We start from the raw sequence: 26,469 nt of genomic DNA, 5'->3' as shown, positions 1-26,469 counted from the left end.
TACATAAAAAAAACAAGAATTACTTATTTTCCTCCAGCCTGTTCTGTAATTGCTTGCACCTGGCCTTTCAAAAAGGTATAATAGCCTGCAGAAAATTTACCAAAAAAGAGGTCAGATATATGCAGATTACAGCACCTGATTTTTATAAGAAGTTTTCCTGTATCGCAGGAGAATGTCCGGCTACCTGTTGTGCCGGATGGCAGATTGTGATTGATAAAAAAAGCCTGAAACGGTATTCTCACCATAAAGGTCCATTCGCAAACCGGTTGAAAAATGATATTAACTGGAACGAACAGGTCTTCCGCCAATACCATCACAGATGTGCTTTTTTAAATGAAGAAAACCTGTGTGACATTTACGCCGAAGCGGGTCCGCACATGCTGTGTGATACCTGCCGCAAGTATCCCAGACATATCGAAGAATTTGAAGGGCTTCGTGAATTATCTCTTTCCCTCTCCTGTCCAGAGGCCGCCAGGCTGCTTCTTTCCAGGCAGGAGCCTATAGCCTTTATCACAAAAGAAAAACCATCTTCAGAAGAAACTTATGATTCTTTTGATTATCTTCTCTTTACTGAGCTGATGGATACCCGTGAGCAGATGTTATCCATTTTGCAGGACAGAAGTATATCTTTGAATGCCCGCCTTCTGAAGCTTCTGGCCATGGGACATGATTTTCAGCTATGCCTTGACAGAAATGAATTGTACCGCTGGGAAGGCATACGCAGAAAACATATCCAAACCGGAACCGGTCCGGATTTTCTGGAAAAAGTTAAACAGTGGTCAGACGATAGCAAATCCCCCCCGGAACTGATCCGTGATTTCTGGAGCATTCTGATACCTGAGATGGAAGTACTTTCTCCTTCCTGGCACAGCTTTTTAAAAGAAAACCTGATCTTTCATACAAAATACAATGACCAGGAAATCCTGCAATTATATAAGGATTTTAAGAAAACCATGCCAAAATGGCAGATTCAGGCTGAACAGCTGGTACTTTACTGGCTATATACCTATTTTTGTGGTGCAGTATACGATGACCAGATTTTTGCCAAAGTAAAGCTTGCCCTTGTGTGTACTCTGATGATCCAGGACTTAAGTGTAGGTATGTACCAGAAATCCAGGCAGCCCCTTGCTCTTAAGGATCAGATCCGGATTTGTTATCTTTTTTCCAGAGAACTGGAGCATTCAGACCCAAACCTGAACAAAATGGAAGAACTTTTGGACCAGCACCCTGCTTTTTCCTTTGGAAAACTTTTAAAAATTCTTTGCTGATCCATGATTTCCATTACCATATTTCCACCTTTCCCTGCCACTGTTTTTGTGAAAGTTGTCCGTTGCGTATTTTTTACCCATATCGTATAATAATATGAAACGCATTTTTACAAAGCAAACGTATGATCACACAGATTCCGCTGATGAGGGATATCCCGTTCATCAGCCTTTGATATTTTTTACGAAAAACGAGGAGGCTTATATTAATTTTATGAGTAAATACACCTTGGGAATTGACATTGGATCTACCACTGTCAAGATTGCGATCCTTGATGAAAACGAAACCTTGTTGTTTGCAGATTATGAACGTCATTTTGCCAATATCCAGGAAACACTTGCAGACCTTTTACAGAAGGCTTATGACAAACTTGGAGAGCTGACTCTCCATCCGGTGATCACTGGTTCCGGCGGTCTCACACTGGCCAACCATCTGGAGATTCCATTTGTCCAGGAGGTCATTGCAGTTTCCACTGCTCTTCAGAAGATTGCGCCTCAGACAGATGTTGCCATTGAGCTTGGCGGCGAGGATGCCAAGATCATTTATTTTGAAGGTGGCAATATTGAACAGCGTATGAACGGGATCTGTGCAGGAGGTACAGGCTCCTTTATTGACCAAATGGCTTCCCTTCTGCAGACAGATGCTACAGGTCTGAATGAATATGCTAAGAATTACAAAGCCCTCTATCCTATCGCTGCCAGATGCGGAGTTTTTGCAAAAACAGACATCCAGCCGCTGATCAACGAAGGCGCTACCAAAGAAGACCTTTCTGCTTCCATTTTTCAGGCAGTGGTAAACCAGACCATTTCCGGCCTGGCCTGCGGAAAGCCGATCCGTGGACATGTAGCTTTCCTTGGCGGCCCTCTCCACTTTCTTTCCGAACTGCGGGCGGCCTTTATCCGTACTCTGAAGCTGGATGATGAACATGCCATCCTGCCTGAGAACTCCCACCTTTTCGCAGCCATGGGATCTGCCATGAATGCAAAGGAAGAGACTTCCGTATCCCTTACCCAGTTAAAGGACCGGCTCCACGGATCCATACATATGGACTTTGAGGTAGAACGTATGGAGCCTCTTTTTGCCACACAGGATGACTATGATACCTTCAATCAGCGTCAAAGTGCTTATCAGGTCAAAAAAAGCGATCTGTCCTCTTACAAAGGCAATTGTTACCTGGGCATTGATGCAGGATCTACCACCACTAAGACTGCACTTGTAGGCGAGGATGGCACCCTTCTTTATTCTTTCTACAGTAATAATAACGGCAGCCCGTTAAAAACAGCCATACGCTCTATCCAGGAGATTTATTCTCTTTTGCCAAAGGATGCACACATTGCCTACTCCTGCTCCACCGGTTATGGTGAAGCACTTATTAAGGCAGCCCTGATTCTGGATGAAGGTGAAGTAGAAACTGTTTCCCATTATTATGCAGCTGCTTTCTTTGATCCAGATGTTGACTGTATCCTGGATATCGGCGGGCAGGACATGAAATGTATCAAGATCCGCAACCATACTGTGGACAGCGTACAGTTGAATGAAGCATGCTCCTCAGGCTGCGGCTCTTTTATTGAAACCTTTGCCAAATCCCTAAACTATTCTGTACAGGATTTTGCAAAAGCCGCTCTTTTTGCAGAACATCCCATTGACCTTGGTACAAGATGTACTGTTTTCATGAATTCAAAAGTAAAACAGGCTCAGAAGGAAGGGGCATCTGTTGCTGATATTTCCGCAGGTCTTGCCTACTCTGTTATCAAAAACGCCCTTTATAAGGTTATCAAAGTTTCCGATGCAACAGAGCTTGGACGCCATATCGTAGTACAGGGAGGTACCTTCTATAACGATGCAGTACTTCGCAGCTTTGAACGTATTGCAGACTGTGAAGCTATCCGACCGGATATCGCTGGTATTATGGGTGCCTTTGGTGCTGCCCTTATTGCCAGGGAACGTTATCAGGAAGGCAAAGAAACCACCATGCTTTCCATCCAGAAGATCAACGAATTAAAATATACTACAGCTATGGCTAACTGCCATGGGTGTACCAACAACTGCCGACTTACTATCAACAAATTCAGTGGTGGCCGTCAGTTCGTAAGCGGCAACCGCTGTGAACGTGGTATCGGCAAAGAAAAGAACAAGGACCACATTCCAAACCTTTATGAATATAAATACAAACGGATCTTTTCCTATGCGCCATTATCTGCAGACAAGGCAGAACGTGGCCAGGTAGGTATTCCCCGTGTGCTGAATATGTTTGAGAATTATCCTTTCTGGTTTACCTTCTTTACACAGCTGAAGTACCAGGTAGTGCTTTCTCCAACTTCCACGCGTAAGATTTATGAGCTTGGTATCGAATCTATCCCTAGTGAATCAGAATGCTATCCAGCCAAGTTAGCTCATGGTCACGTAAGCTGGTTACTGAAAAATGGCGTAAAATTCATTTTCTACCCATGTATTCCCTACGAGAGGAACGAATTCCCAGATGCAGTCAACCACTACAACTGTCCCATCGTTACCTCTTACGCAGAAAATATCAAAAACAATGTGGATGAGCTTCATGATCCTTCCATTAAGTTCATGAACCCGTTCCTTTCCCTGACTTCTGAAGAGATCGTTACCAAACGTCTGACAGAAATCTTCAAGGATATTCCTGCAAATGAAATAAAAGCCGCAGCCCATGCAGCCTGGGCGGAAATGGCTGCTGTCCGTGAAGATGTACGCCGCAAAGGGGAAGAAACACTGAAATATATGGAAGAAACAGGCCACAGAGGCATCGTTCTTGCAGGCCGTCCATACCATATCGACCCGGAGATCCACCATGGCATCCCGGATCTGATCAACAGCTATGGTGTAGCTGTACTGACAGAAGACTCTGTATCCCACCTGGTTCCTGTAGAACGTCCTATCCGTGTGAACGACCAGTGGATGTATCACTCACGTCTGTATGCAGCTGCCAACTTTGTTAAGACAAGAGATGACCTGGATCTGATCCAGCTGAATTCCTTTGGGTGCGGACTGGATGCAGTTACCACTGATGAAGTATATGAGATTCTTGATAAGAATGACAAGATCTACACCTGTCTGAAGATCGATGAGGTCAATAATCTGGGAGCAGCAAGGATCCGTGTCCGCTCTCTTCTGGCAGCACTTCGTGCAAAGGATGCACAGAAAAAACCTCGCCAGATTCAGCCTTCCTCTATCGAAAAGGTAGTATTTACAAAAGAAATGCGCAAGGATTACACCATTCTTTGCCCGCAGATGTCACCGGTACATTTTTCACTTCTTCAGGCTGCCTTTAATGCTAACGGCTATCATCTGGAGATCCTTCCGAATGACAATAAGCATGCTGTAGATGTAGGCCTGAAATATGTAAATAATGATGCCTGCTACCCTTCCCTGATCGTAGTAGGCCAGATCATGGATGCCCTTCTTTCCGGTAAATATGACCTGAATAAAACAGCCGTAGTCATGACTCAGACCGGTGGTGGCTGCCGTGCTTCCAATTACATTGCCTTCATCCGCAGGGCACTGAAAAAAGCCGGCATGGAACAGATTCCGGTTATTTCCCTGAACTTAAGCGGTCTGGAAAGCAATCCTGGCTTTAAGCTTACATATCCCCTTGTAAAAGCCGTCGTTTATGCAGCTGTATTTGGTGATATCCTGATGAAATGTATTTACAGGATGCGTCCATATGAGCTTGAAAAGGGAATCGTAAACAGAAAGCACAAAATCTGGGAGCAGAGAGTGATTGCCTTTGTATCCGGAAGTTCTTTAAGTCACAGTCAGTTCAAGAAAATGTGCAGGGAAATGGTTCATGATTTTGATACCATCCCTATCAGTGATGAAAAGAAACCAAGAGTAGGTATTGTAGGCGAGATTCTGGTCAAATTTCTTCCTGCTGCCAATAATCATCTGGCAGACCTTCTGGAGTCTGAAGGTGCGGAGCCGGTTGTTCCGGATCTGATCGACTTTATGAGCTACTGCTTCTATAACCAGAATTTCAAAGCAGACAACCTTGGCTTTAAGAAATCCAAAGCTTTCTGGGGCAATGTAGGAATAAAGGCTATCGACTGGATGCGTAAAGCCGCTAATGAAGCCCTTGCCCAGAGCCGGCACTTCCATCCTACCGCAGATATCCGTGATCTTGCCCGGATGGCAGAGCCTATCGTTTCTGCCGGTAACCAGACCGGTGAAGGCTGGTTCCTTACAGGAGAGATGATGGAGTTGATCCACGGTGATGTTCCAAATATTGTCTGCATCCAGCCTTTCGGCTGTCTGCCTAACCATATCGTAGGAAAGGGTGTTATTAAAGAGATCCGTAGGGAACATCCGGAAGCAAATATTGTTGCCATTGACTATGATCCAGGAGCCAGCGAAGTAAACCAACTGAACCGTATCAAGCTGATGCTTTCCACAGCCCAGAAAAACCTGAAAAAACAACAGGATAAAGAAGCCTGAAGCAAAAAACCAGGAATCGCCCTGCAGGTGATTCCTGGTTTTTTCTGCTATTCTTTATTGCCTGTCTTTCTTTATCTTGTTTCTTTTATACCAGTCTGAATTTCACAGCCATCTTTTTCAGATAACGTCCTCCCGGCATCATGGCAAACTCTGCATCAGAAGGATGACTTACTTTCAGATAGAATACAAAATACACTGCCATACCTGCAAGCACGCCCAGCCCAAGACTGATCACATTAGAATGAACTACTGCATATACCAGATAGTAAACCCCACCGGCTGCAACTGCCATCGGTACGCTTGCCAGCAGCGGATACAGATAGGCTTTTCTCCATGGATTCTTATAACCCATGTACTGCTTCATCGCCCGTTCATTTAAAATACACATTACAATGGCATACACGATCATTGCGATCACAATGGTATATACCCCAAGATTTGTAACAAACATCAGCACAGCCATCACGATCACATCTGCCACAAGAGCAATAGCTGCATGGAACATAGGAATATTCGGCTTTCCGATTCCCTGAAGCACACCATTGGAAATATTGGAATTGCCATTCAGGATAATGGTGATCACGCCAAGGATCATCAGCTCCCCTGCCACACCATTGGTCCTTGGGAACAAAAGTCTTGTGATAGGTCCTGCAAGCACTGCCAGCCCAACAGAGCAGGGAATGGAAATAAACATACTCAGCCAGGTGGCCTTATCAATCTTCTCTCTTGCTCCATTCATATCACGCATTGCATAATGAGCGGATACTTCAGGGATCATGGAAGTCGGTGCTGTACTTGCCAGAGTAAGAGGAATATTGATCAAAGTCATATAAAAGCTGTACTCTGCATACATAGTCTGAATAGTATGGTCATCCAATCCCTTCAGTCCATCAATACCAGAATACATATAACTGTTAATGGTTCCATTTACATTGTAAATAAACGCACTGAGCACAATAGGCATTACCACAAGGATAATATTCCGCATCACATCCCCTGTGCTGCTGCTTTCGGAAGCATGATCATTCTGAATCCTTTTATTAATCGTTCTCCGGTTAAGCTGATAAACAAGAAGCATAAAGATCAGTGCTGAAAACACACCTGCACCTGTACCCATCGTAGCACCTGCAGCTCCCCAGGACTGAACAACCACATCACTTTGTCCGCTGAAATGGCTGATCATAACTCTTGACATCGCAAGCGCCATCACAGCCACAAAAATCTGTTCAATGATCTGTGAAAGGGAAGTAGGCATCATATTTCGGTAGGCCTGAAAATATCCTCTGAATACGCCAAGAATACCGGACAGAAAAATAGTAGGTGCCAGCATGCGAAGAGGAAGTCTTGCACCGGACATGGAATCAGGTACCAGTATAGGAGCCCCAAAGTAACATAATAGTGCAACAGCTCCGCCTGCCAGAGATACATAGATCAAAGCACATTTAAAAACCTTCTGTGCGTCCTTATATCGTTTAAACGCGATCTTTTCAGCCATGATCTTTGATACAGCTTGCGGAATACTAAAAGATGCAATCATCAGCAGAATAAAATAAATATTCTGTGCATAGGAAAACATTGCATAGCTGTTGCTTCCCAGAGTACTGGACAAAGGGCTTTTATACAGCATTCCAATAATCTTGGAGATCAGTGCTGCCACCATAAGAAAAGATGCATTTTTTACAAGTGTATTATCGTTCTTTTTACTCATAGTATCTATATTCCTTTAAATTTATTCCCCGGCAGAAACGTTCTCGATCTGCCAGTCAATGGGGGAAAGTCCGTTTTTCTCAAGAAATTCATTTGTCTTGCTGAAATGGCCGCACCCGAAAAAGCCTCTGGATGCAGACAGAGGACTGGGATGGGGAGCAGTCAAAACCAGCTGCTTTGGATTGTCAAGCATAGACTGCTTGGTCTGTGCAGGTCTGCCCCATAACAGGTACACAATGGGTCTGTCCTGCTCATTCAGTGTACGGATCACCGCATCCGTAAATTGCTCCCATCCGATCCCTCTGTGGGAATTAGCCTGATGAGCGCGTACTGTAAGTACTGTGTTCAAAAGCAACACCCCTTGTCTGGCCCACTTTTCCAAACATCCATTATCCGGAATATAGCATCCGCAGTCGTTGTGCAGTTCTTTATAAATGTTGACCAGAGACGGAGGGATATCTACGTCCTTACGCACAGAAAAACAAAGGCCATTGGCCTGCCCATCATTATGATATGGATCCTGTCCCAGGATCACCACCTTTACCTGATCCAGTGGTGTAAAGTCAAAAGCATTAAACATATCCTGCGGCGGTGGAAATATTTTTCTTGTCTGATATTCATTCATTACAGTCTTATACAGTTTAGCATAATACGGCTGATGAAATTCATCTTTCAGTGCTTCCAGCCATGCGCCTGAAATTGCCCCCATTTTCCTACCTCTCTCTCATAGTTTTTCACAAAAATCTTTTTCTATAAGTTTGTTCATGTTTATTTAATTCGTTTATTTAACTGTTTATTTAATTCGTCTTTTTTCCTTCTGTCTGTTTACCGTCTCACAGAAATCCCACGATCTGCCAGATAATCCTTTACCTGACGGATCTCCAGTTCTTTATAATGGAACAGCGAAGCAGCAAGTGCTGCGTCTGCACCGCCTTCAGTTAAAGCATCATAAAAATGCTCCAGTGTACCTGCACCACCTGATGCAATCACAGGGATAGATACGACCTGTGATATAGCTTTTGTAAGCTCTATATCGTATCCTGCCTTTGTACCATCACAATCCATGCTGGTAAGAAGAATCTCCCCTGCTCCCAGTTCCTGAGCTTTTTTTGCCCACCATACAGCATCGATCCCTGTATCCAGCCTGCCGCCATGCTTATAAATATTCCATCCTCCATCCGGACGGCGCTTTGCATCTATGGCAAGCACTACACACTGGCTGCCAAACTTCTGTGCTGCTTCCCGGATCAGTTCCGGACGGTCAATGGCAGCGGAATTAACTGAAATCTTATCTGCGCCTTCCCGAAGAAGCTTCCGAAAATCCTCAACTGTACGAATACCGCCTCCTACAGTAAAAGGAATAAATACGCTTGCTGCTACCTGACGTACCATGTCTACCACTGTATCACGGTCCTCACAGGAGGCTGTAATATCAAGAAATACCAATTCATCTGCTCCTGCCGCATCATAGGCTTTTGCAATCTCCACCGGATCTCCTGCATCCCGAAGATCTACAAAATTTACTCCTTTTACAACACGGCCTTTATTTACATCCAGACAGGGAATAATTCTTTTTGTAAACATACGTCAGTCCTCCCTTCCAATCTGTGCAAAATTCTTAAGGATCTCCAGTCCAAAGCGGCTGCTTTTCTCCGGATGAAACTGGCATGCAAATACATTATCCTTCTCTACAGAAGCATGGATACAGGTACTGTAATCCGTTACAGCCTTTACAATCTCCGGCTCATCAGCCTGCAGATAATAGGAATGAACAAAGTATACGTATGTATCCTCCGGGATTCCTTTAAAAAGCCGTCCTTCATGCTGAAGATGAAGGGAATTCCATCCCATGTGCGGGATCTTCAGTCCCGGACATGGCGGGATACGTAGAATCTTCCCTTTCAGGATCCCAAGACCTGGCACCCCCGGTGTCTCCTCACTGCTTTCAAATAGAAGCTGCAGTCCAAGACAGATTCCAAGGAAAGGGGTCTTCTCCTGTACAATCTGTCGGATCACAGGAACCAGTTCATAACGGTTAAGATTCTCCATTGCATCTCCAAAGCTGCCCACTCCGGGCAGTATCACTTTATCAGCATTCAATAATGTATCCGGATCTCTGGATACCACCGTTTCCTGTCCCAGATAATGCAGTGCTTTTTCAACGCTGCGTATGTTGCCAGCGTCATAATCAATAATACCAATCATAATATTTTCTCCTCGATTTCAGTCAATTCTGTTACAAGCCACCGTCGGTTATTATCAAAAAATTAACTGTTCCGTATCTTCACAGCTATAAGAACCATTTATTCGTTGAATATCATAACACATGAAAAACACTTTGTCGATATTATCCACGCAATGCAAATACTTAGATATTGTACCAGCTGTGCAATTAATTTCGGTGAATTCTTGGCGAAAGGTATCTGCAACAAATAAAAAACTATATATATGTAGTAATTTCAAATGATTCCATATCTTACTGTAAGATTATCGGTTAATAACAGTTCTGATAATGTCTGCAAACTTTGCATGGGAAGACTGCCGATCTGCAATAGCTTCTTCCAGGGTCTTTTTGCTATACACGTCCTTCACCTGTTCCACTGTCCAAATGTCCCCGAACTCTTCCATTGTTTCAATAAAAGTGTTAATATCCGAAAGTTCCCCTGTATAACCATGATGTAAAATAAAATCATCCAAAGCCACATCAAAAGTTCTGAAGGACTGTACAACATGAATCAGTTTCTCTTTGTAATCGCTATCCTCCGGCGAGATTTTCTGCCCCTGTCCTGCAAGGGATCGTGCATATTTGTCCATATACTTATCCTCTTCCTTCTCCATGTGAATATGTAATTGTTTAGCAGCTGTTTCGTACTTTCACAGTTATCTTCTGAATAGTTACATTGTTTACAATACAAATTTCTTTGCTCCCGGTATCCTGAGTATTTTAACCCTGCAATTTATCCCTTTCGTGTCCCAGATCATCAGGTAAACATGGAAATCCACATCATCCTGGGCAGTAGTAAATGGCTCTTCCCGCAATATATCCACCTGGATATCCTGATCCCTGATGCTCATATTCCTTTTTATTTGTTCAGCTTTTTCCAGCAATTTTTTTAGTTTATTATCTGCCTCTGCCCCAAAAGAGCGGGCAGGATAAGTACCGGCTGCATGCTTTATTTTCTCTGTAAGAAGACGTACCACTGCCTGATGCTTTCTTTTATGAAGCGCCCCAGCTACCATCCTGGCCATAAAAGGATAAGGCAAGCGTTTATACAACTTGAGAAGCCTGAGCAGGGAGGCATCCTGTATTTCCTTTGACAGGTTATCCATCACTTTAAATGCAGCCTCTGATGGCATCCAGGGATTTTCTCCCGGAACAATGTATTGCTCCGGTACAGCTGGATAGCAGCAATAATTCAAAGGAGGGAAGTTGGCCAGATGTGCCAGACAGATTTCTTCCTCTGTGCAGAATTCTTCTCCCAGATACTCCAGCTTATCCCTGATAATGGCAATCCTGTACTCCAGCTGCCTGAGATATTCATATCCCTTCACCCAGAAATGCCCAATCTCTCCGTAATCATACAAATGTACTTCCAGTTCCAGCTTACGGAAAAACAGGGTAACTACGTTCTTTCCCTGCCATACTGACAATACATATCCCTGGCCTTCCCTGCTCAGAGAATAATCCAGTTCTCCTTCATAGTCTTTCTGATATAAGCCTGTAATTCCTGCATTCACAAAAACAAGAAAGCTTTCTACTGCATCATTCATCAGGTAAACCAGCCGAAGCCGATCTGTATTTTCATTTTCCGGAATCAGAAGCTCGAATTGATGCTGTTCCAACAGATCCTGAAGCAATTCAATTGTATCCTTCATAAATATCGTCTTCCCCTTTTTTCATGAGGAAATTCCTGTAGATTTACACAAGAATGCCCCGTCATAAAAGCGGCCAGCATTCAATTATGCCGACCGCCTTTAAGTCCATAACTGTTCAGGCTCTCCTCACATACTGCCTGCTAAACAGCTACATTAATTCATAAACTTCTTAAGTTCATCCAGGAAGGTACTTACATCCTTAAATTCCCTGTATACAGAAGCAAAACGCACGTATGCTACTGCATCCAGATCCTTCAAATGCTCCATAACGATCTCACCGATCCTGGTACTGGAAATCTCCTTATCCTCTGTATTAAAAATAGCAGCCTCAATGGAATCCATCATAGCTTCTATCTTGCCAATAGGGATGGGCCGCTTATAACAGGCACGTAATACCCCTCCCTGGATCTTGGCTCTGCTGTACTGCTCCCTGTTCTGATCCTTCTTGATCACAGTCAGCGGTATATTCTCCACCTTTTCATAGGTGGTGAATCTTCTGCCGCAGGAATCACAAAGACGACGGCGGCGAATGCCATTAATATCCTCTACAGGTCTGGAATCAACTACTCTGGTATTATCCTGATTACAATATGGACATCTCACAGGTGCTCCCCCTCTCTCCTCTGATATGTAGTTTTCTTTCGTTATTTACATATATTACGTACATATTAAACAATAACACTTTTTTCTGTTCTTTCCTGAATTATACTTTATTTTCAAGAATTCTGTCAATATATATCCGTACCTGATGATTAGGTTGATGATTAGATTCATAACCCTTTCATTTATGCATATATTGTAAGAAAAAGTGATTTTATATGCGTATCTGTGAATTAAAACAAAAGGAGATCATCAACACCTGTACCTGTAAAAGCCTGGGCTGTGCCACAGATGTGGAATTTGACTGCTGCTCCAGTCGTCTGACTGCACTTGTAGTGCCTGGTCCCTGCAGATTCTGTAGTTTTTTTGGTCATGAAAGCGAATATGTGATCCCCTGGGAATGTATCCGCCAGATTGGCGAAGACATTATCCTGGTGGAAATACAGGAGGACAAATGCCTGCGTAAACAGTAATTCTTACTCTGCCTTGCCCTCTTTTGTCAAGGTCTTATATTTTTTATATTTTTCCGGAAAAAGTATATTTATCCTCCTTGGTGGAATCATCTGTAGTAACCAAAGACAATAAGGAGGATGCATAAATGGCACTTAACAAAGTAGAAATTTGCGGGGTCAATACAGCGAAGCTTCCGGTACTTACGTCAGAAGAAAAAGAAGAGCTTTTTCATCGGATCAAGGATGGGGATGCTGCTGCCAGAGAGCGTTACATCAAAGGCAACCTGCGCCTTGTACTCAGTGTGATCCGCAGATTCCAGAACAGCAACGAAAATCCTGATGACCTTTTTCAGATTGGCTGCATTGGTCTGATCAAAGCCATTGACAACTTTGACACCTCCCTGCAGGTAAAATTCTCCACTTATGCAGTGCCTATGATCGTAGGGGAAATCCGCAGATATCTTCGTGATAACAACAGCATCCGGGTCAGCCGTTCCCTTCGTGATATTGCCTACAAGGCTATCTATGCCAAAGAAAATTATGTGAAACAGAATTTGAAGGAGCCTACCATTACAGAAATCGCCAAAGAGATCGGAATAGATAAAGAAACCATTGTCTATGCGCTGGATGCCATCCAGAATCCGGTAAGCCTGTTTGAGCCTGTTTATACGGAAGGCGGAGATACTCTTTACGTTATGGATCAGATCAGTGATAAAAAAAATAAAGAAGAGCACTGGGTAGAAAATCTGGCTCTTCAGGAAGCCATGGAACACCTTGGAACAAGAGAACGGCATATTATCAATCTTCGCTTTTTTGAAGGAAAAACCCAGATGGAGGTAGCTGAAGAAGTGGGCATTTCCCAGGCGCAGGTCAGCCGCCTGGAAAAAAGTGCCTTAAAAATAATGAAAAATTATTTAAGATAAGATATGCATTGCCAGGGTATCCGAGCCTGCAGTTTTACGATCTGTCTTGTATAAGGATGTATGAAGCAAAGCTCTCCTGCATGAAGCATTAGCCGTTTTGCCCCATCTTCTTTACCATAAACTTTATCGCCAAGCAGTGGATGTGCTGTTGCAGAAAAATGCACACGGATCTGGTGGGTGCGTCCTGTTTTCAGATGACAGCTTACACAAGAGATATATTCTTCTGAAAGCTTTTTCTCCCAGAGCAGGGAATATAAGGTTTCTGCTGACAGCCCTTCCCCTTTTGGAAGTACACACATCTGATTTTTGCAGCCTGGTTTCTTTCCTAAAGGCAAAGTAATCTGTCCTGATTCCTGTTCCATCCTGCCGTGCACAAGAGCATAATAAGTCTTTACCAGCTGCCCTTCCTGCCTTTGCTTCCAAAGTCTCTGGGCAGTTACAGGATCAAGGGCAAAAAGAACGATCCCGGAAGTATCCAGATCCAGTCTACCGATCTGACGCACAGTAATATTTCTTCCTTTTTGAAGAAAATACCGAACCACCTGATTTCCCAGATGATCCGTATAATGTCCCCTGCCCTTGTGGCAGGCAAGCCCTGACGGTTTGTTCACTGCCAGCAGATATTCATCCTCATAAAGGATCTCCAAATCCGGAAAATCCGTAAATTCCTTATTCTTTTCTTTCTCAAAGGGTTCTGCTGCAACAATTTCTCTTGCAGCTTCTTCTCCTGCTGAAGCCTGTTCCGGACTGTGTGCTTCCCTGAAATTTACCTCCAGAAGCTGCCCCGGCTTACCCGAATCCGTAACACGGCACTTTTCTCCATCCAGGCAGATCCCGGATGGCAGGAACTTCTGTCTGCTGATCTGCTTCTTTGTAAAGCCTGCTTCTTTTAAAAGCTGACCTGCACTTTTCCCGGCATCCCCTTCCGTAAGCACATAAGACCATCCGCTCAAAGGGTTTCTACCCCAAACAGGCGGCAGATCTCCCCCAGCGGATCTGACTTTGTATCTGCTGCAGGCACATATGCCTTGAACTGCTTCCAGTAAAATCCTGCTACAGGCAGAAGATACAGGATATTACGTACATATTCATCCAGAACAATTGCATCCTTCAAAAATAATCGATAGCTTTGTGCACAGGGACCAAGAAGATAGATCCTGCCCTTAACTTTGTTAAGCTTCTCTTTTACCACTTCATCCGGAGCCAGATCTGCATTCACCAAGATACTTCCATCTTCCGGGTAAAGCATAAGCTTAACATCCATGCTGTTATTCTTATCTTTCACACTGTCACATACCAGATATTTCCTGCCATCCAGTTCTACCAGCTCTCCATTTGTCTGCTGCTGTTGGATCATTACAGGAAGAGGCCTTACCTTTCCCTGATTCTCCATTCCATAACCGCCTGTGCCTGGAATGACAGCCGGATAAAAAATCTGGTCAAATAAAGACAGGCCTTTGATCCATTTGCCTGAATCCTTTTCTTTTAATACAGGCAGAAAATCCAGATCCACCAGGATCTTTTCTTTTGCAGGGCAGGTCATTGCCATATAATACTGCTGATATCCCTGACTTCCCAGTACCAGGCAGGTATCAAAGGTCTGGCTTCCCCAGATCCTGTGCCATTCCCGTTCCATCAGCAGATCCATATGTTCCTTCGCAGGAGCACAGCTTTTGTACACATCCGGATTCTTTTCCATACATCGGTAAAAAAGGAAATCCTCTTCGTCCATGGTCATACGGCCTCTGTACATCACCCGGACAAGGGCATCTTCTCCGGAAACAAAATCCCTGAATTCTTCTTCGTCTGCTGTCCAAGAAGAAAGGATCACAGTATCCATATCTTTTTCCTGAAGCCTATTAAGCAATTGTCTGGTTATAAATATATGTTCTCTGCTATCCTTCCAGCTGGTAAGCACCAGAAGCTTTTTTCTCGCTCTTTCACGAAGAGACAGCACAGACACTTTCTGTGAGCCATCTTCTTTTCCAAGCAAAAGCTCTGTCAATTCTCCTACTGCATGTTCCGGATCCTGGCATACCAGAACTTTTCCTTCATAAATACCTGCAAGCCTGGTATCCTCTTTCAGCCCTTTTACAGCTGTTTTTTCATCCTGTGCAAGGATATAATCTGCTTTTAGTATTTCCCTTGCAAGCATAGATACCCCTTCCACATCCATCCGGTTATCCTTTTCCCAAAGCTGGGAGCCTGTATAAAAATATTTCTGTCCTTTTCTTTTTACAAAAGCAACAGGAAATGGAATGCTGCTTACGATATATGCGGCACTGGCTGCCGCTTCCCAGAATCCAGGAGAATCATGTTTTACACTATTCCCCCCGGAAGTAAGCTTCATGGAGCCTTTCTGACAGCAAATGCAGTCATACTGTTTTCCGTATGTGTGCTCCACATATTGAAACATCTTATGAGGCAGTTCTCCTGATTTGCCTGTCTTACTGTCCCACACAAAAAGGATTCGGTTTTCCTGTATATCCTTTTCCAGTTCTTTGCTGTATGGATAACGTTTTTTCAGTTCTTCCCCGTTTTCCTTAATATATTTCAGGGCAGACCTTTTTACAGATTCATAATCCTCTATATTTTCTTTCAGATATCTATCCATCTCTCTCATAGGATTGCCCTCTCAAACTCTGCGTAAACATTCTGATTATATGCCTGGGGCTCAAACTCTGGATAAGCTTCTTCCCTGAAATTCCCATCCAGCATGGGAAGCTTTAAAGCCTTTGCCTCCAGGACAGGAAGTGAATCAGCCCCCTGTGTATGTGTATGCACAAAAGCTGTGCACAACTTCAGAAATCCGAATGGCTCCGCCACATAGCCGGTCATGGTAACACACTCGGTAAGCCCCTCTTCCAGAAGCAGCTTTTCCAAATCCTTTCTTTCGTTACCATCACCCAGGATATAAAGATGACTATTTTCATTTTCATGGACATACGCTTTAAAATTACGGATCAGTCCCTGAAAATCCTGCTCTTTTTTCAGACTCCCCATAGCAGCATAATTCTTTTTCCCAGGATCCGGTACCAGAAGCAATTTTAAAGCCGGTCCTGCCTCCCCGGTCTTTTGTCTTTCTGCTATATAAAAGTCCTGGCCCTGGTAATGGATCTGCTGTTGTTTTCCAAGATCCTGGCTGATCCTGGTAATGTCCACAAAGCTTGTCCCATATTCTGCATAAACTGCATGCTCTACAAACGGAAGCATTGCTGTGATCACATTTTTTTCACTGGATAAATTGATCACATAGTCAAACCTGGCATCTCCCAAAAGCCGTTTTGCCTCCCTTTTATAAAAGGCAGCAAGAGAAGGATCCTTTCCTTTAGAAAAAGCATAAAGACCTTTTTCTTCATAGGTTCCGTTTTCCGGCTGTCCCCGATATAACACACGGGCTCTTTGATCCAGACTGCAGATCCGCTGTTCCGGCTCATCTCCGGAACCTCCGGTAAGCAGGGTTACATCATATTTGTTGTAATCCAGAAGCTGCAATAGCTCCATAAAGGAAAATGTGCCATGATTTTCTTCCATTTCTCCCGGGTAAAGCAACAGCCGTTTTTTATTGATTTCCCCGCAGGAAATGGCATGCTCAGAGCTTTTTCCCCGAAATACCACATCCACAATACGGCTGCACACATCCCCGTCATCCCTTGGACATGCCCATGCAGCTTCCCTTTGGTACTTATCCATATAAGTCTCCATCGCCTTGTCCACATCATGGATCATTTCCCCCAGCTGCCTGTGATTCCTTGCAATCGGGCCCGGCAGCTTGTCAATCCCAAAATAGAGTCCCCGATAGCCCAAATACTCATCCAGATCCGGGATAAAGAAAAGCACAGGACGTCCGGAAACAAGAAAATCAAAATAAATACTGGAATAATCAGAGATCAGAATATCCACTGCTGATAACAGTTCATTGGTGTCAATGGTTGCCGGGATAAACTGCCCGGTGATCCCCTGGTTTTTCTTAATATGGTAATATACGATCTGATGAGGCTTTACAAGCACCTGATACTTACTGGTATCAATATTTGCCTCTACTGTATGGATCAGTTCAAAATAAGCATCCAGACTGGTATCCGGACTGCTGTATTTGCTACCTTTCCAAGTAGGTGCATACAAGATCAGCTTCTTGGATGGATCGATCTTTACACCGCTTTTTGACAATTTGTCCATAATAATCTTACGGTCTGTATGGAAAAAGCGGTCATTTCTGGGCTGTCCCTCTTCCAGGATCTTTCCCTGATAAAGCCCTTCCATCTTGAAAGCCTGCTGATAGATCTGAGTCATAAATGGATTAGGTGAGATCAGATAATCCGCTGCCAGCAGATTCCTGGCTGTATTCCCTGCGCTTACCTTACCTGCAGGTATGTCAAAGCCAAGAGTCTTTAACGGGATCCCATGCCAGGTATCAAGGTAGATCTGCCCCTCTCTTTTTGTAAAAAATCCAGGAAAGCTTACATTATTGATCAGATATTTGGCAGTTGCCAGATATTCTCTGTATTCTACAGACTGGCGGGAAATGAATTTTACATTTTCATACTCTTTGTAAAGCTCCATCTGGTACTGATTATCCTGAAAATCGTCAATGACCCAGACATGGACATACTCTGATAAGTCCGCCTGGGTCAATAAATACCGAAACAAAGCATAAGGGCTGCAGGTCATGCCCCTGCCCCCAAATGCCTCATATAAAATACATTTTTCTTTGATCGGGCTGTTTTGCCAAAAATCCACATAAACTGCACGCATTTCCTCGTTCAGGTTCAGCCTGCCCTCTTCCCTTGCATCTTCGATTGCCTGTTCAAGCCCTGATGTTTTATCCTCTTTCTTTGCTTCTTTAACACTGTTTTTCCCAAAGCCTAACAGTTTCTTTAATTGTCCAAACCCCTTCATCTGCTACGCTCCTACTCTTTCATCAACCGGTTAAACAGATCGTTCCATGCTACCACAGCTTTATCAATATTAAAATCTGCTGATTTTTCAATAGCATTCCTATGCATCTGATGGCGCAGTTCATCATCATGAGCCAGCTTCAGCATTGCTTCTGTAAACTTGTGGGTATCAAAGGCTTCCGGAAGGAAGCCTGTCTTCTGGTCATCAATGATCAGATCCATTGCCCCCATATGATAAGCGATCACAGGAAGACCAAATTCAAAGGCTTCCATGATCACCATAGGCCAGCCTTCCCATCTGGATGGAAGCAGAAATACAGAAGAATTCAGATAGTATTTCTCCGGCTCATTGGTATAGCCGATAAAATGAACCCTTTTATCTACATGGCGTTTCCTGGCCTCTGCCAGGATCTCATCCCACAGCTCCCCATCTCCGATAATATCCAGCTCCCATTCATCATCCTGCTTACAGAATTCTTCAAAAGACTGCATCATCAGATCAAGCCCTTTTGCATATACAAAACGGGTAGCCATCAGAAAACGCTTGGCATCCGGATTACATTTCTTTTCGCTGACAAAGCTTCTTGGATTGATCTTAACTTCTGTATCGATCCCAAGGAATTTCTGGTAATCCCGTTTATCATAGTCGCTAAGCACAATATAACGGTCAAGCTGTGGCAGATATTCCTGAAGCAAGCACTCCTGTTTCCAGAAAACAACCTTCGGTACATCCACATATCCGCTGTAGCAATTGTGCTGCCAGCCAATGGTCTTTGCGTTCAGCCTTGGTGCGATCATCCCCAGACGAAGACTTAATGCAGCAGTGGTAATAATGATGTCATAATCCTGCTGGTTTAAGTATTCTACCCATCTATCCCTTGTTTTTTTGGGAAAAAGTGCATCTCCCAGAATATGATTGAAGCATTTTTTATTAAAAATACCGTAATTCTCGTTTAATTTCTTGATCACAAACCTGGCACCAAATGCAGGGGTCCAGTGTCTGTCCACAAAAGCATCATTGTCAATAAAATCCACTTTAATGTCTTCGCTCATATGGTACATGGTGCGGTCTTCTCTGAAGCGGTCCTGATAAACCATAATCGTCACGTCATGTTCCTTTACAAGCTCATTGGCAAGAAGCGTAACTACACGCTTGGTGCCTCCCAGATCAAATATTTTCGTCACCCAGATACAGATCTTCATTTACCCCTCCTATTTTGTGATGTGGAAATAATCCAGTACACGCTGACAGTAATTATCACACACATTATGAGTCTTCTCTCGTACTGCCTTTCTTTTTGCAGCATATTCATCTCTGCCATCCTTCACATCCAGAAGGAACTGCTCAAACTGCTTTACATCATAAATATGCTCTCCTGGCATATACTCCAGAGGATCCTCAAAAACCCAGCCTCTTGATTGTGTATATTCTTTATAATCATCCAGTGTAAAGCCAAGCGGCCGGTCAAGGAGCAGATAATCAATGGCAACCGATGAATAATCAGATACCAATGCATCTGCACAATGGATAAATTCATAAAGCTGAAGGCCTTCTTTTTCCAGGTCACTGTTCTCCAGATATACAATATTGGTAAGCACATTTTCCCCGAAATCATAAGGGATCTGAAGATAATGACGCTTGATCACCACCAGGATATGGTTCTCCTTACAGAACTTATTCAGATCCAGAAGCTTCTCTCTGTCATCAATAATAGGAATATTAAATTCATTGTTCAATGTTTCTTCATTCAGTCTCTCGCTGGTGGCATGACGATAGGTAGGCATCCACAGCACCAGTTTATCACTTCCGGAGTCCTTCAAAAGTCTCTCTTTAAATCTGTCTGCCCCGGCACTTCCTTTCAGCATCAGATCATACCTGGGATACCCAAGGGGCAGGATTTTTTTGGAACTGCAGGCAAAGAACTCTTTCTTCGTCTCAATAAAAACGTCTCCCGGAACAAGACAATAATCAAAAAACACTTTTCGGTTATTCTTATTTGCCTTATAACCGCAGCCATGCCACAGATCGATAAACAGCTGGTTCTTTCTTGACATGCCGATCCAGTTAAATGCCTGGGTATAAAAAATATAACCTGAAGTAAGGGCATAACGATAGGCAATTGCCCTTCGGATCGTGGATCCTTTCTTAAAGCTTTGAACAAACTTTACATTGGGGGCCTGGTACTTTTCATATTTCTTCGGATCATGGACAAGCCATACCAGCTCATATTTCTGATTGTATCCATTCTCTACCAGATAATCGAATAAAGCACGTCCATTGTCTGTAAAATCATCATTTGTTTCAAACAGCATCCGGTTTGGATGAAGTGCCGGCGGAAATTTCTTCAGACGGTGGATCTTCCATCTGTCATAAATCACATAAGTACCCAGCGCCCAGACTTCGTCAAAAGCAGCCCTGGTTCCCTGTTCCTTCCGGATTTTATTAAATTTTCCTGTTACATTCTTTATCTTTGTGACAATACTCATCTTATCAAAACCGTTTTGCCGACGAACGGCTCCTTTCCTTCCCTAGTTTCTTACTTAATAGTCTTTCAGCTTTTCACGAAGCATAGTAGAGGAAGTATCCTTCGTATATGGCAGATATACCAGCTTTGCCCCAAGGGCTTCCATCTCTTTACCGGTCTTCTCCCAACGTTCATTCCCCTTCCAGTCATCACCAATATAGATCTCATCAAAACGTATCTTATCCCATATTGCTTTTTTGTCCAGGGTATCTGTGATCAGCACTTCATCCACATACCGGATCGCCCTTACGATCTCAGCCCTTTCAGCAAGTGGGATGATAGGTCTTTTATGCTTGTAGCTTTCAACCAATTCATCTGTATTTACCCCAACGATCAGATAATCACACCGTCTTTTAGCATTCTTGATCAGATTCAGGTGCCCAATATGGAACATATCATAGGTGCCCTGTGTATAACCGATTAATTTTCCCATTTTTCTCTCCAACTTATATTTTACATACATCTGATATTTAAAAAGTCCAGCAGCCTTCCCCTGTAATCCTTACAGGGATTATGCATCTCCAAAAGAAGCAGCTGCCGCTCCTTGGCGAACAGATCCTTTCCTTCTCTTACATGAGTGAGGAAAGTAAGAAGCTGCCCGAAATCATACACCTTTTCTCCTGGCATGTAAGCAAGTGGATCCTTAAATACAAAACCACGCAGCTGTCCATAAGCAGGCAGGTCTGTAAGTACAAATGCCATAGGACGATCCAGCAGCATATAATCCACTGCAACTGAAGAATAATCTGAAATCAGTCCATCACATACTCCAAGAAGACGATACAGCACAACATCTGCAGTTGCAAACATTTCATCTGTTACATACCGAATATTCTTATAACAATTCTCCTGCTCCCATCCCGTCTGAAGAGGATGCTTCTTGATCAGCAGCAGAATCTTCTCTTTGCCACAGTGCCGATCCAGCTGTGCCATCTGAGCAGGATCCTCTATTCCTGGAAGCTGGTAAGGCAGAGAAATCTCATTCTCACCATAACCAGTAAGCACACTTTTACGGAAAGTAGGCATCCAGACCACCACCTTGGTATCCGGTTCCACATGAAATCCCAGTCTTTCCAGGATTTCCTTCCGGTCATTTCCCGGATCCAGCATCCAGTCATATCTTGGATATCCCATGCACAGGATCTTTTCCTTTGGCCAGTTCCAACACTCAGACTTTGACCTGGCAAAAACCTGTCCCGGAACCAGACAGTAATCAAAGGCTGACATGGTAGTACTATGTGGAATATTCTTATTATCCAGAGACGCCCCTTTATATCCGCAGCCATGCCACAGATTCACTGTGATCTGGCCTTTTCTGTGGAAACGGTTCAGATCAGCGGAATTGTGGGAATAAAAGAAATAACCGGCAGTTGCTCCATAATAGAAAGCAGCAGGGCTGGAAAATCCACCCGGACTTTCTGCTGTAACAAATTTTACATTTTTATAATGCCGGCTCCTGAAATTCTTCTTTTCAGAAACCATATATATAATCTGGTATTTTTCATTATACCCTTTTTCTTCCAAATATTCAAACAATGCTCTTGGATTATCTGTAAAATCCAGCATTTCCCTGTTTTTAAACACGATCCTATTCTTTTTTGCCTGTCCATGCCTGGCCGCAAGTCTTCCCACCACATGCATAGACAGCTTGGATATCACCCGGTTAGAATAATATCCTGCACTTTTCATCAGGCCTTCATCCCTGATCTTCTTTTTTATGGCATTCAGATTCATTCTATCCCCTTATTTTTCAAATGAAGATTTCTCCGGCAGAATCCGGTCAAAAGCCTGGATCACCTTCTGTTTCATTCCTGGAAAATCCTCCAGCCTTGCGTCATCATTAATACAGATCATTTTAGCTGACTGGTGCTCCATGGTATCAAAAAGCATCTCGTCATCTCTGCCCATCACGCAGAACCGGCCGATTCCCGGAGACTGAGGCTCATACATACCTTCCATGCACTGCCAGTGCTTGACCACATACTGGTTCACATCAAAAGCTGTGCGAAAACGATTATGGCACAGCTTATCAAGTCTGTCTCCCTCTGCCTGCCAAAGCTTTTCAAAATAGCTTTTCAAAAAAGGGCTTGGCATGTGGGTATACTTAAATCCGGAAAACTCCTGATATGGATACATCAGTACATTACGAAGCACCATTTTTCCATATGCAGGGCTGAACCATTTTTTCCAGTTTTTACGGATCACTTCTTTTTTGTTGAAATGCATATTGATCAAAGCAGTATTGTTCATAAGAATATGGGCAAAGGGATCATCAATATTGTCCTGTGCCAGTGCTGTTTCAATACAGCAGTCCCTGGGCAGCCCATTTTTGAAAAAGTCCTCAGGCGCTGCCTTACGGATCAGAAACATATCATCATTAAAATATACAAAATGTTCACTTAATTCCTGGATCCTGTGCATATTCATCTCAATCGGATGGCTGCTGAAGGTAGGCAGATAATCTTTAGGAATATAATCTTCATGCCTGACGATCTGCAGCTTGGGATTAGAAGTATCCAGCCAGACCGGTACATGCCCCCAGGTAAGAAAATAAACCTTATTTACCCATGGTGCAAACTTTTCCACGCCACGGAACCAGTACTGCAGATTCTCCCAGTCTCTGTAACGGCTTTCTCCGTCATCATCCCTGGTATCCGGCTGATATTTCTTTCTCTGTGCGATCCAGGCAGGATCATTGCCATCTACCCATGGAATCACAAAATCGATTTTATCCATCTGCACTCTCACTTCCTGTTCACAAATCATTAAAGACAGTCTGTTTTCAACGGTTATACAGTTCTAAAAGCCTGTCTGCCTCATTATGTATATCAAAATGAGCTGCCACCAGTCTTTTTTTTGTTATTTGTGGTTCTTCCCTGCCACACCCCTTGTAAGACAGCACTTTTGCTGCCCAGGCTGTATTACTGTTCTCAAGGCTAAGACAGCATACCCTTTCTTCATCCAGAACCACCTCTCTTGTAATCCTGTCTGAAATCACACAGGGCAGTCCATTGGCCTGTGCTTCCACAAGAGTAAAGGGAAGCCCCTCAAACAGAGATGGAAAAAGGAACACATCCATAGCACAAAGACAGTCTTCCACATCTGACCGCACGCCTGCAAAGATAATCTGCTTCTCAAGCTGATACTCTCTGGCTTTTTCACGGATCCTTGGAAGAAGCTCTCCTTCTCCCACCAGTAAAAGCCTTACATCTAGCTCCATTTCCTGGATCTGTCTGAAAATCTCAAGAATCCTTTCATGATTCTTCTGAAGCTGAAATCTCCCTACATGGCCGATTACAAAACCATCTGTAAGTCCCAGTTTTGCCCTGGCTGCTTTTCGTTTCTCTTCAGAGAACAGAAAACGGTCTACGTCAATCGCATTGGAAAGCAAAACCACTTGCCCCTGTTCATAAGCCTGATCTCCAAACAGCCATCTTCCGGCCTTTTCACCACAAGCAGCCAGCACATCCGCATACCGGCTGATCTTAGGTCTGTTCCACTGATCCAGTATCCTGCGCAGCATCCCCGGTGCAGAAGCATTATGGGAATGTGCGATCACCTTGCCCACGCCTGCCTCTTTTGCCAGACGAAGGGGAAGGATATTGGCTGCGGAAAGCATATTTACATGCACCACGTCATATCTGCCCTCTGCAAGGATTTCCTTCATGGCTTTTACATAGCCGAAATAATCTTTTTTTACATTTGGCACCAGAAAAACCTGTCCACCCAAAGATAGTATCTCCTGATGAAAGGCGATCTCTCCATACATGGAAACGAAGTCAAACCGGATCCCCTTTAAGGAAAGCTGCCGGTAATAATTCATTACAAAGGCTTCCACTCCGCCTGGGTTATTCCCCATGCCGATCTGTAATACTTTCATACAAAACTCCTGCTTATTTTCCTGATCAGGCCATCATAGCCGGTATATTTCTTCAATGCATTGATCACCACACTAAGTACAAGAGAGATCAATAGGATTGCCAGCGGCACAAGTGCAAAATACTTTAAAGACCACAGATAGGACTTCAGGTAATCTCTCACAAAGGTATGTACAAGCCAGATATTTAAAGAATGCTTGCCAAGGAAGCCAAGCAGCCTTTTAAGGCCGGGGATCCGAAACACATATTCCTTAAGGAAAAGGATCAGGATAAATGGGATCAATGCAAACTGATATTCCCAGCAATAGGAAAAGGGCAGAAGCCGATAGCTTTGATATCCCCACAAAACCAGAGCTGCAAGCAGCACAAACTTCAGAAAGCCGCCTGCATACCTGCTGCCAAAAGGAACCCAGCTATGAAACCTGGCAAACACGTCCTTCTTGCAGCATACCATTCCCACAACCAGTGCCATTAAAAAAGACAAAGGAGATCTGCCTCCCTGAAAGCCAATATTAAGAAGCCTTGGCAGAAGAAAAACAAGACCAATGCAGGTCAAGCTGCCCATTTTCAGGATTACTTGTCCCAGAACCGGCACCAAAATGATAAAGGTAATGGCTGCTCCCATATACCACCAGGCTCCATTTACACTTTTGGTACCAAGAATCTCAGAAAGCCCAAGCGCATCTGTCAGGATCCCCGCAATCTTCTCCCAAAGGGTAATTCCCCATTTGCCATAGGAAAAGCCATTTCTGACTCCATACACAAGATAGGCAGGAACAACAAGAAACCAGTAGCCTGAACAAGTACTGAACAGATGCCTTTTTACAAAGGCACTGTCAGAAATCCGGTTATCAGGATTCTGGTTTCTTAAATATCCATACATTAGTCCGTATCCTGATACAAAAGCAAAAATACAGACGCAGATTTTCATATAAAGGGCCAGATGAATCACATTCTCTGCTGTAAACGGTGTAAAAAGGATCTCATATCCTGCAAACTTCTTCTCTGTGCGGTAGCAATGATGGAATACCATCATCAAAATAGCAATCCCCTTTAATGCAGCAGAATCTTCTTTTTTTAACCCTTCTCCCATATTCCCTCCATACTATGACCATCAAACAGTGACCTCTGATCAACCTCCGATCATCTGTTCATACTGTTCGGAAATCGTATCAATATCTCCATAAGATACTACTTTTCCTTTTTCAAGGATAATGGCCTTATTGCAAAGGCGCTTTACCTGCTCCAGGGAGTGGGATACAAAAAGCACCGTCACTCCTGAATCAAACATGCTTAATATCTTATTCTCGCTTTTCTTACGGAACTTGGCGTCTCCTACTGAAAGCACCTCATCCAGGATCAGGATCTTAGGAGATACCACTGTAGCAATAGCAAAACCAAGCCTGGATTTCATACCAGATGAATAATTCTTCACAGGTACATCCATAAAGTTTTTCAGCTCTGAGAAGTCTACGATCTCCTGATATTTTTCCTGGATAAAAGCTTTGGAATATCCAAGCATTGCACCATACAGGAAAATATTCTCCTGACCTGTATACTGAGGATCAAAGCCTGCTCCCAGTTCCAGAAGCGGAACGATCTTCCCATTTTTTGTCACAGTCCCTTCTGTAGGTTTAAACACTCCTGAAATCACCTTTAAAAGGGTACTTTTCCCTGCTCCGTTCAATCCAAGGATCCCTACCCGGTCTCCTTTATTCACAGTAAAGGTAACATCCTTCAAAGCCCAGAATTCATTGTACTGGATCTGGCCTTTTATCATCTTTATTACATAATCCTTCAGGCTGTCTACTTTTTCTTTGCTAAGGTTAAATTTCATGCTTACGTGATCTACAATGATCGCCGGTTTATCACTCATCTTCTCTTACTCC

General features: G+C 43.5%; 22 protein-coding genes. 4 read left to right on the top strand and 18 right to left on the bottom strand.

Annotated elements, in window-relative coordinates; translation table 11 throughout:
* Positions 1-119: 119 nt before the first annotated feature.
* Both fliB and G5B11_RS08885 read left to right on the top strand, forming a co-directional pair.
* Complete coding sequence (fliB, locus tag G5B11_RS08890) at positions 120-1,268, top strand: flagellin lysine-N-methylase (RefSeq protein WP_173727736.1); 1,149 nt, start codon at positions 120-122, stop codon at positions 1,266-1,268.
* A gap of 211 nt (positions 1,269-1,479) precedes the next feature.
* Positions 1,480-5,721: a 2-hydroxyacyl-CoA dehydratase gene (locus tag G5B11_RS08885; RefSeq protein ID WP_173727734.1), complete on the top strand. Its 4,242-nt coding sequence runs from the start codon at positions 1,480-1,482 to the stop codon at positions 5,719-5,721.
* Positions 5,722-5,806: 85 nt separating this feature from the next.
* Here G5B11_RS08885 and G5B11_RS08880 read toward each other — a convergent pair whose 3' ends face one another.
* The 7 genes from G5B11_RS08880 to nrdR all read right to left on the bottom strand — a co-directional run bounded on the left by G5B11_RS08880 (position 5,807) and on the right by nrdR (position 11,907).
* A complete protein-coding gene (locus tag G5B11_RS08880) occupies positions 5,807-7,429 on the bottom strand; it encodes a putative polysaccharide biosynthesis protein (RefSeq protein ID WP_173727732.1) in 1,623 nt (540 codons plus the stop codon).
* Between the two features lie 21 nt (positions 7,430-7,450).
* Positions 7,451-8,137, bottom strand: coding sequence for a uracil-DNA glycosylase (gene ung, locus G5B11_RS08875; protein ID WP_173727731.1), 687 nt, complete (start codon positions 8,135-8,137; stop codon positions 7,451-7,453).
* Between the two features lie 116 nt (positions 8,138-8,253).
* Complete coding sequence (hisF, locus tag G5B11_RS08870; protein WP_173727728.1) at positions 8,254-9,012, bottom strand: imidazole glycerol phosphate synthase subunit HisF; 759 nt, start codon at positions 9,010-9,012, stop codon at positions 8,254-8,256.
* Positions 9,013-9,015: 3 nt separating this feature from the next.
* Positions 9,016-9,633: an imidazole glycerol phosphate synthase subunit HisH gene (gene hisH, locus G5B11_RS08865; protein WP_158420230.1), complete on the bottom strand. Its 618-nt coding sequence runs from the start codon at positions 9,631-9,633 to the stop codon at positions 9,016-9,018.
* Positions 9,634-9,915: 282 nt separating this feature from the next.
* A complete protein-coding gene (locus G5B11_RS08860; protein ID WP_173727726.1) occupies positions 9,916-10,242 on the bottom strand; it encodes a hypothetical protein in 327 nt (108 codons plus the stop codon).
* Between the two features lie 90 nt (positions 10,243-10,332).
* Positions 10,333-11,304 carry a DUF3878 family protein gene (locus tag G5B11_RS08855; RefSeq protein WP_173727724.1) on the bottom strand — a complete coding sequence of 324 codons (972 nt, stop codon included), beginning with the start codon at positions 11,302-11,304 and terminating at the stop codon, positions 10,333-10,335.
* Positions 11,305-11,457: 153 nt separating this feature from the next.
* Positions 11,458-11,907, bottom strand: a complete 450-nt coding sequence (gene nrdR, locus G5B11_RS08850; protein WP_158421980.1) for a transcriptional regulator NrdR — start codon at positions 11,905-11,907, stop codon at positions 11,458-11,460.
* 215 nt (positions 11,908-12,122) lie between these two features.
* Here nrdR and G5B11_RS08845 point away from each other — a divergent pair, with 215 nt between their 5' ends.
* Together G5B11_RS08845 and sigG are read left to right on the top strand one after the other, a co-directional pair.
* On the top strand, positions 12,123-12,377 hold the full coding sequence (locus tag G5B11_RS08845; RefSeq protein WP_173727722.1) for a PRC-barrel domain-containing protein: 255 nt from the start codon (positions 12,123-12,125) through the stop codon (positions 12,375-12,377).
* 125 nt (positions 12,378-12,502) lie between these two features.
* Positions 12,503-13,279, top strand: a complete 777-nt coding sequence (sigG, locus tag G5B11_RS08840; RefSeq protein WP_158421978.1) for an RNA polymerase sporulation sigma factor SigG — start codon at positions 12,503-12,505, stop codon at positions 13,277-13,279.
* Here the strand turns inward: sigG and G5B11_RS08835 are convergent.
* From G5B11_RS08835 to G5B11_RS08785, 11 genes are read right to left on the bottom strand one after another with little or no spacing between them, the layout of a single operon-like run.
* Complete coding sequence (locus G5B11_RS08835; protein ID WP_173727720.1) at positions 13,267-14,232, bottom strand: RluA family pseudouridine synthase; 966 nt, start codon at positions 14,230-14,232, stop codon at positions 13,267-13,269. The two genes, sigG and G5B11_RS08835, sit on opposite strands and share 13 nt — an antisense overlap.
* On the bottom strand, positions 14,229-15,902 hold the full coding sequence (locus G5B11_RS08830) for a hypothetical protein (RefSeq protein ID WP_173727718.1): 1,674 nt from the start codon (positions 15,900-15,902) through the stop codon (positions 14,229-14,231). The genes G5B11_RS08835 and G5B11_RS08830 overlap by 4 nt, the downstream gene beginning before the upstream one ends.
* Positions 15,899-18,178: a CDP-glycerol glycerophosphotransferase family protein gene (locus tag G5B11_RS08825; RefSeq protein WP_173727715.1), complete on the bottom strand. Its 2,280-nt coding sequence runs from the start codon at positions 18,176-18,178 to the stop codon at positions 15,899-15,901. The genes G5B11_RS08830 and G5B11_RS08825 overlap by 4 nt, the downstream gene beginning before the upstream one ends.
* A gap of 11 nt (positions 18,179-18,189) precedes the next feature.
* Positions 18,190-19,380 carry a glycosyltransferase gene (locus G5B11_RS08820; RefSeq protein WP_158421974.1) on the bottom strand — a complete coding sequence of 397 codons (1,191 nt, stop codon included), beginning with the start codon at positions 19,378-19,380 and terminating at the stop codon, positions 18,190-18,192.
* A gap of 9 nt (positions 19,381-19,389) precedes the next feature.
* Complete coding sequence (locus tag G5B11_RS08815; RefSeq protein ID WP_173727713.1) at positions 19,390-20,664, bottom strand: CDP-glycerol glycerophosphotransferase family protein; 1,275 nt, start codon at positions 20,662-20,664, stop codon at positions 19,390-19,392.
* Between the two features lie 54 nt (positions 20,665-20,718).
* The gene (locus G5B11_RS08810; protein WP_173727711.1) at positions 20,719-21,135 is read right to left on the bottom strand and encodes an adenylyltransferase/cytidyltransferase family protein; all 417 of its coding nucleotides are present in this window, start codon (positions 21,133-21,135) and stop codon (positions 20,719-20,721) included.
* 20 nt (positions 21,136-21,155) lie between these two features.
* Positions 21,156-22,436, bottom strand: a complete 1,281-nt coding sequence (locus G5B11_RS08805; protein ID WP_173727709.1) for a CDP-glycerol glycerophosphotransferase family protein — start codon at positions 22,434-22,436, stop codon at positions 21,156-21,158.
* A gap of 9 nt (positions 22,437-22,445) precedes the next feature.
* On the bottom strand, positions 22,446-23,438 hold the full coding sequence (locus G5B11_RS08800) for a stealth family protein (protein WP_173727707.1): 993 nt from the start codon (positions 23,436-23,438) through the stop codon (positions 22,446-22,448).
* 46 nt (positions 23,439-23,484) lie between these two features.
* Complete coding sequence (locus G5B11_RS08795; RefSeq protein WP_173727705.1) at positions 23,485-24,582, bottom strand: glycosyltransferase family 1 protein; 1,098 nt, start codon at positions 24,580-24,582, stop codon at positions 23,485-23,487.
* Positions 24,579-25,673, bottom strand: a complete 1,095-nt coding sequence (locus G5B11_RS08790; RefSeq protein WP_173727702.1) for an acyltransferase family protein — start codon at positions 25,671-25,673, stop codon at positions 24,579-24,581. The genes G5B11_RS08795 and G5B11_RS08790 overlap by 4 nt, the downstream gene beginning before the upstream one ends.
* Positions 25,674-25,712: 39 nt before the next feature.
* Positions 25,713-26,456 carry an ABC transporter ATP-binding protein gene (locus tag G5B11_RS08785; protein ID WP_158421967.1) on the bottom strand — a complete coding sequence of 248 codons (744 nt, stop codon included), beginning with the start codon at positions 26,454-26,456 and terminating at the stop codon, positions 25,713-25,715.
* Between the last annotated feature and the right edge of the window lie 13 nt (positions 26,457-26,469).

This window comes from Blautia glucerasea (assembly GCF_013304385.1).
GTDB lineage: Bacteria > Bacillota > Clostridia > Lachnospirales > Lachnospiraceae > Blautia_A > Blautia_A ammoniilytica.
The sequence above is the reverse complement of the archived record's forward strand: the minus strand, read 5'-3'. Positions and strand labels throughout refer to the sequence as shown.

Bases quoted from the DNA above. Each gene is read 5' to 3' on its own strand.
- G5B11_RS08810 (WP_173727711.1), bottom strand. From the start codon at position 21,135: ATGGGAAAATTAATCGGTTATACACAGGGCACCTATGATATGTTCCAT.
- sigG (WP_158421978.1), top strand. From the start codon at position 12,503: ATGGCACTTAACAAAGTAGAAATTTGCGGGGTCAATACAGCGAAGCTT.
- G5B11_RS08845 (WP_173727722.1), top strand. From the start codon at position 12,123: ATGCGTATCTGTGAATTAAAACAAAAGGAGATCATCAACACCTGTACC.
- G5B11_RS08790 (WP_173727702.1), bottom strand. From the start codon at position 25,673: ATGGGAGAAGGGTTAAAAAAAGAAGATTCTGCTGCATTAAAGGGGATT.
- G5B11_RS08785 (WP_158421967.1), bottom strand. From the start codon at position 26,456: ATGAGTGATAAACCGGCGATCATTGTAGATCACGTAAGCATGAAATTT.
- G5B11_RS08825 (WP_173727715.1), bottom strand. From the start codon at position 18,178: ATGAAGGGGTTTGGACAATTAAAGAAACTGTTAGGCTTTGGGAAAAAC.
- G5B11_RS08830 (WP_173727718.1), bottom strand. From the start codon at position 15,902: ATGAGAGAGATGGATAGATATCTGAAAGAAAATATAGAGGATTATGAA.
- G5B11_RS08820 (WP_158421974.1), bottom strand. From the start codon at position 19,380: ATGAAGATCTGTATCTGGGTGACGAAAATATTTGATCTGGGAGGCACC.
- G5B11_RS08815 (WP_173727713.1), bottom strand. From the start codon at position 20,664: ATGAGTATTGTCACAAAGATAAAGAATGTAACAGGAAAATTTAATAAA.
- G5B11_RS08800 (WP_173727707.1), bottom strand. From the start codon at position 23,438: ATGGATAAAATCGATTTTGTGATTCCATGGGTAGATGGCAATGATCCT.
- G5B11_RS08805 (WP_173727709.1), bottom strand. From the start codon at position 22,436: ATGAATCTGAATGCCATAAAAAAGAAGATCAGGGATGAAGGCCTGATG.
- G5B11_RS08860 (WP_173727726.1), bottom strand. From the start codon at position 10,242: ATGGACAAATATGCACGATCCCTTGCAGGACAGGGGCAGAAAATCTCG.
- hisH (WP_158420230.1), bottom strand. From the start codon at position 9,633: ATGATTGGTATTATTGATTATGACGCTGGCAACATACGCAGCGTTGAA.
- G5B11_RS08885 (WP_173727734.1), top strand. From the start codon at position 1,480: ATGAGTAAATACACCTTGGGAATTGACATTGGATCTACCACTGTCAAG.
- ung (WP_173727731.1), bottom strand. From the start codon at position 8,137: ATGGGGGCAATTTCAGGCGCATGGCTGGAAGCACTGAAAGATGAATTT.
- G5B11_RS08880 (WP_173727732.1), bottom strand. From the start codon at position 7,429: ATGAGTAAAAAGAACGATAATACACTTGTAAAAAATGCATCTTTTCTT.
- G5B11_RS08795 (WP_173727705.1), bottom strand. From the start codon at position 24,582: ATGAAAGTATTACAGATCGGCATGGGGAATAACCCAGGCGGAGTGGAA.
- G5B11_RS08855 (WP_173727724.1), bottom strand. From the start codon at position 11,304: ATGAAGGATACAATTGAATTGCTTCAGGATCTGTTGGAACAGCATCAA.
- hisF (WP_173727728.1), bottom strand. From the start codon at position 9,012: ATGTTTACAAAAAGAATTATTCCCTGTCTGGATGTAAATAAAGGCCGT.
- fliB (WP_173727736.1), top strand. From the start codon at position 120: ATGCAGATTACAGCACCTGATTTTTATAAGAAGTTTTCCTGTATCGCA.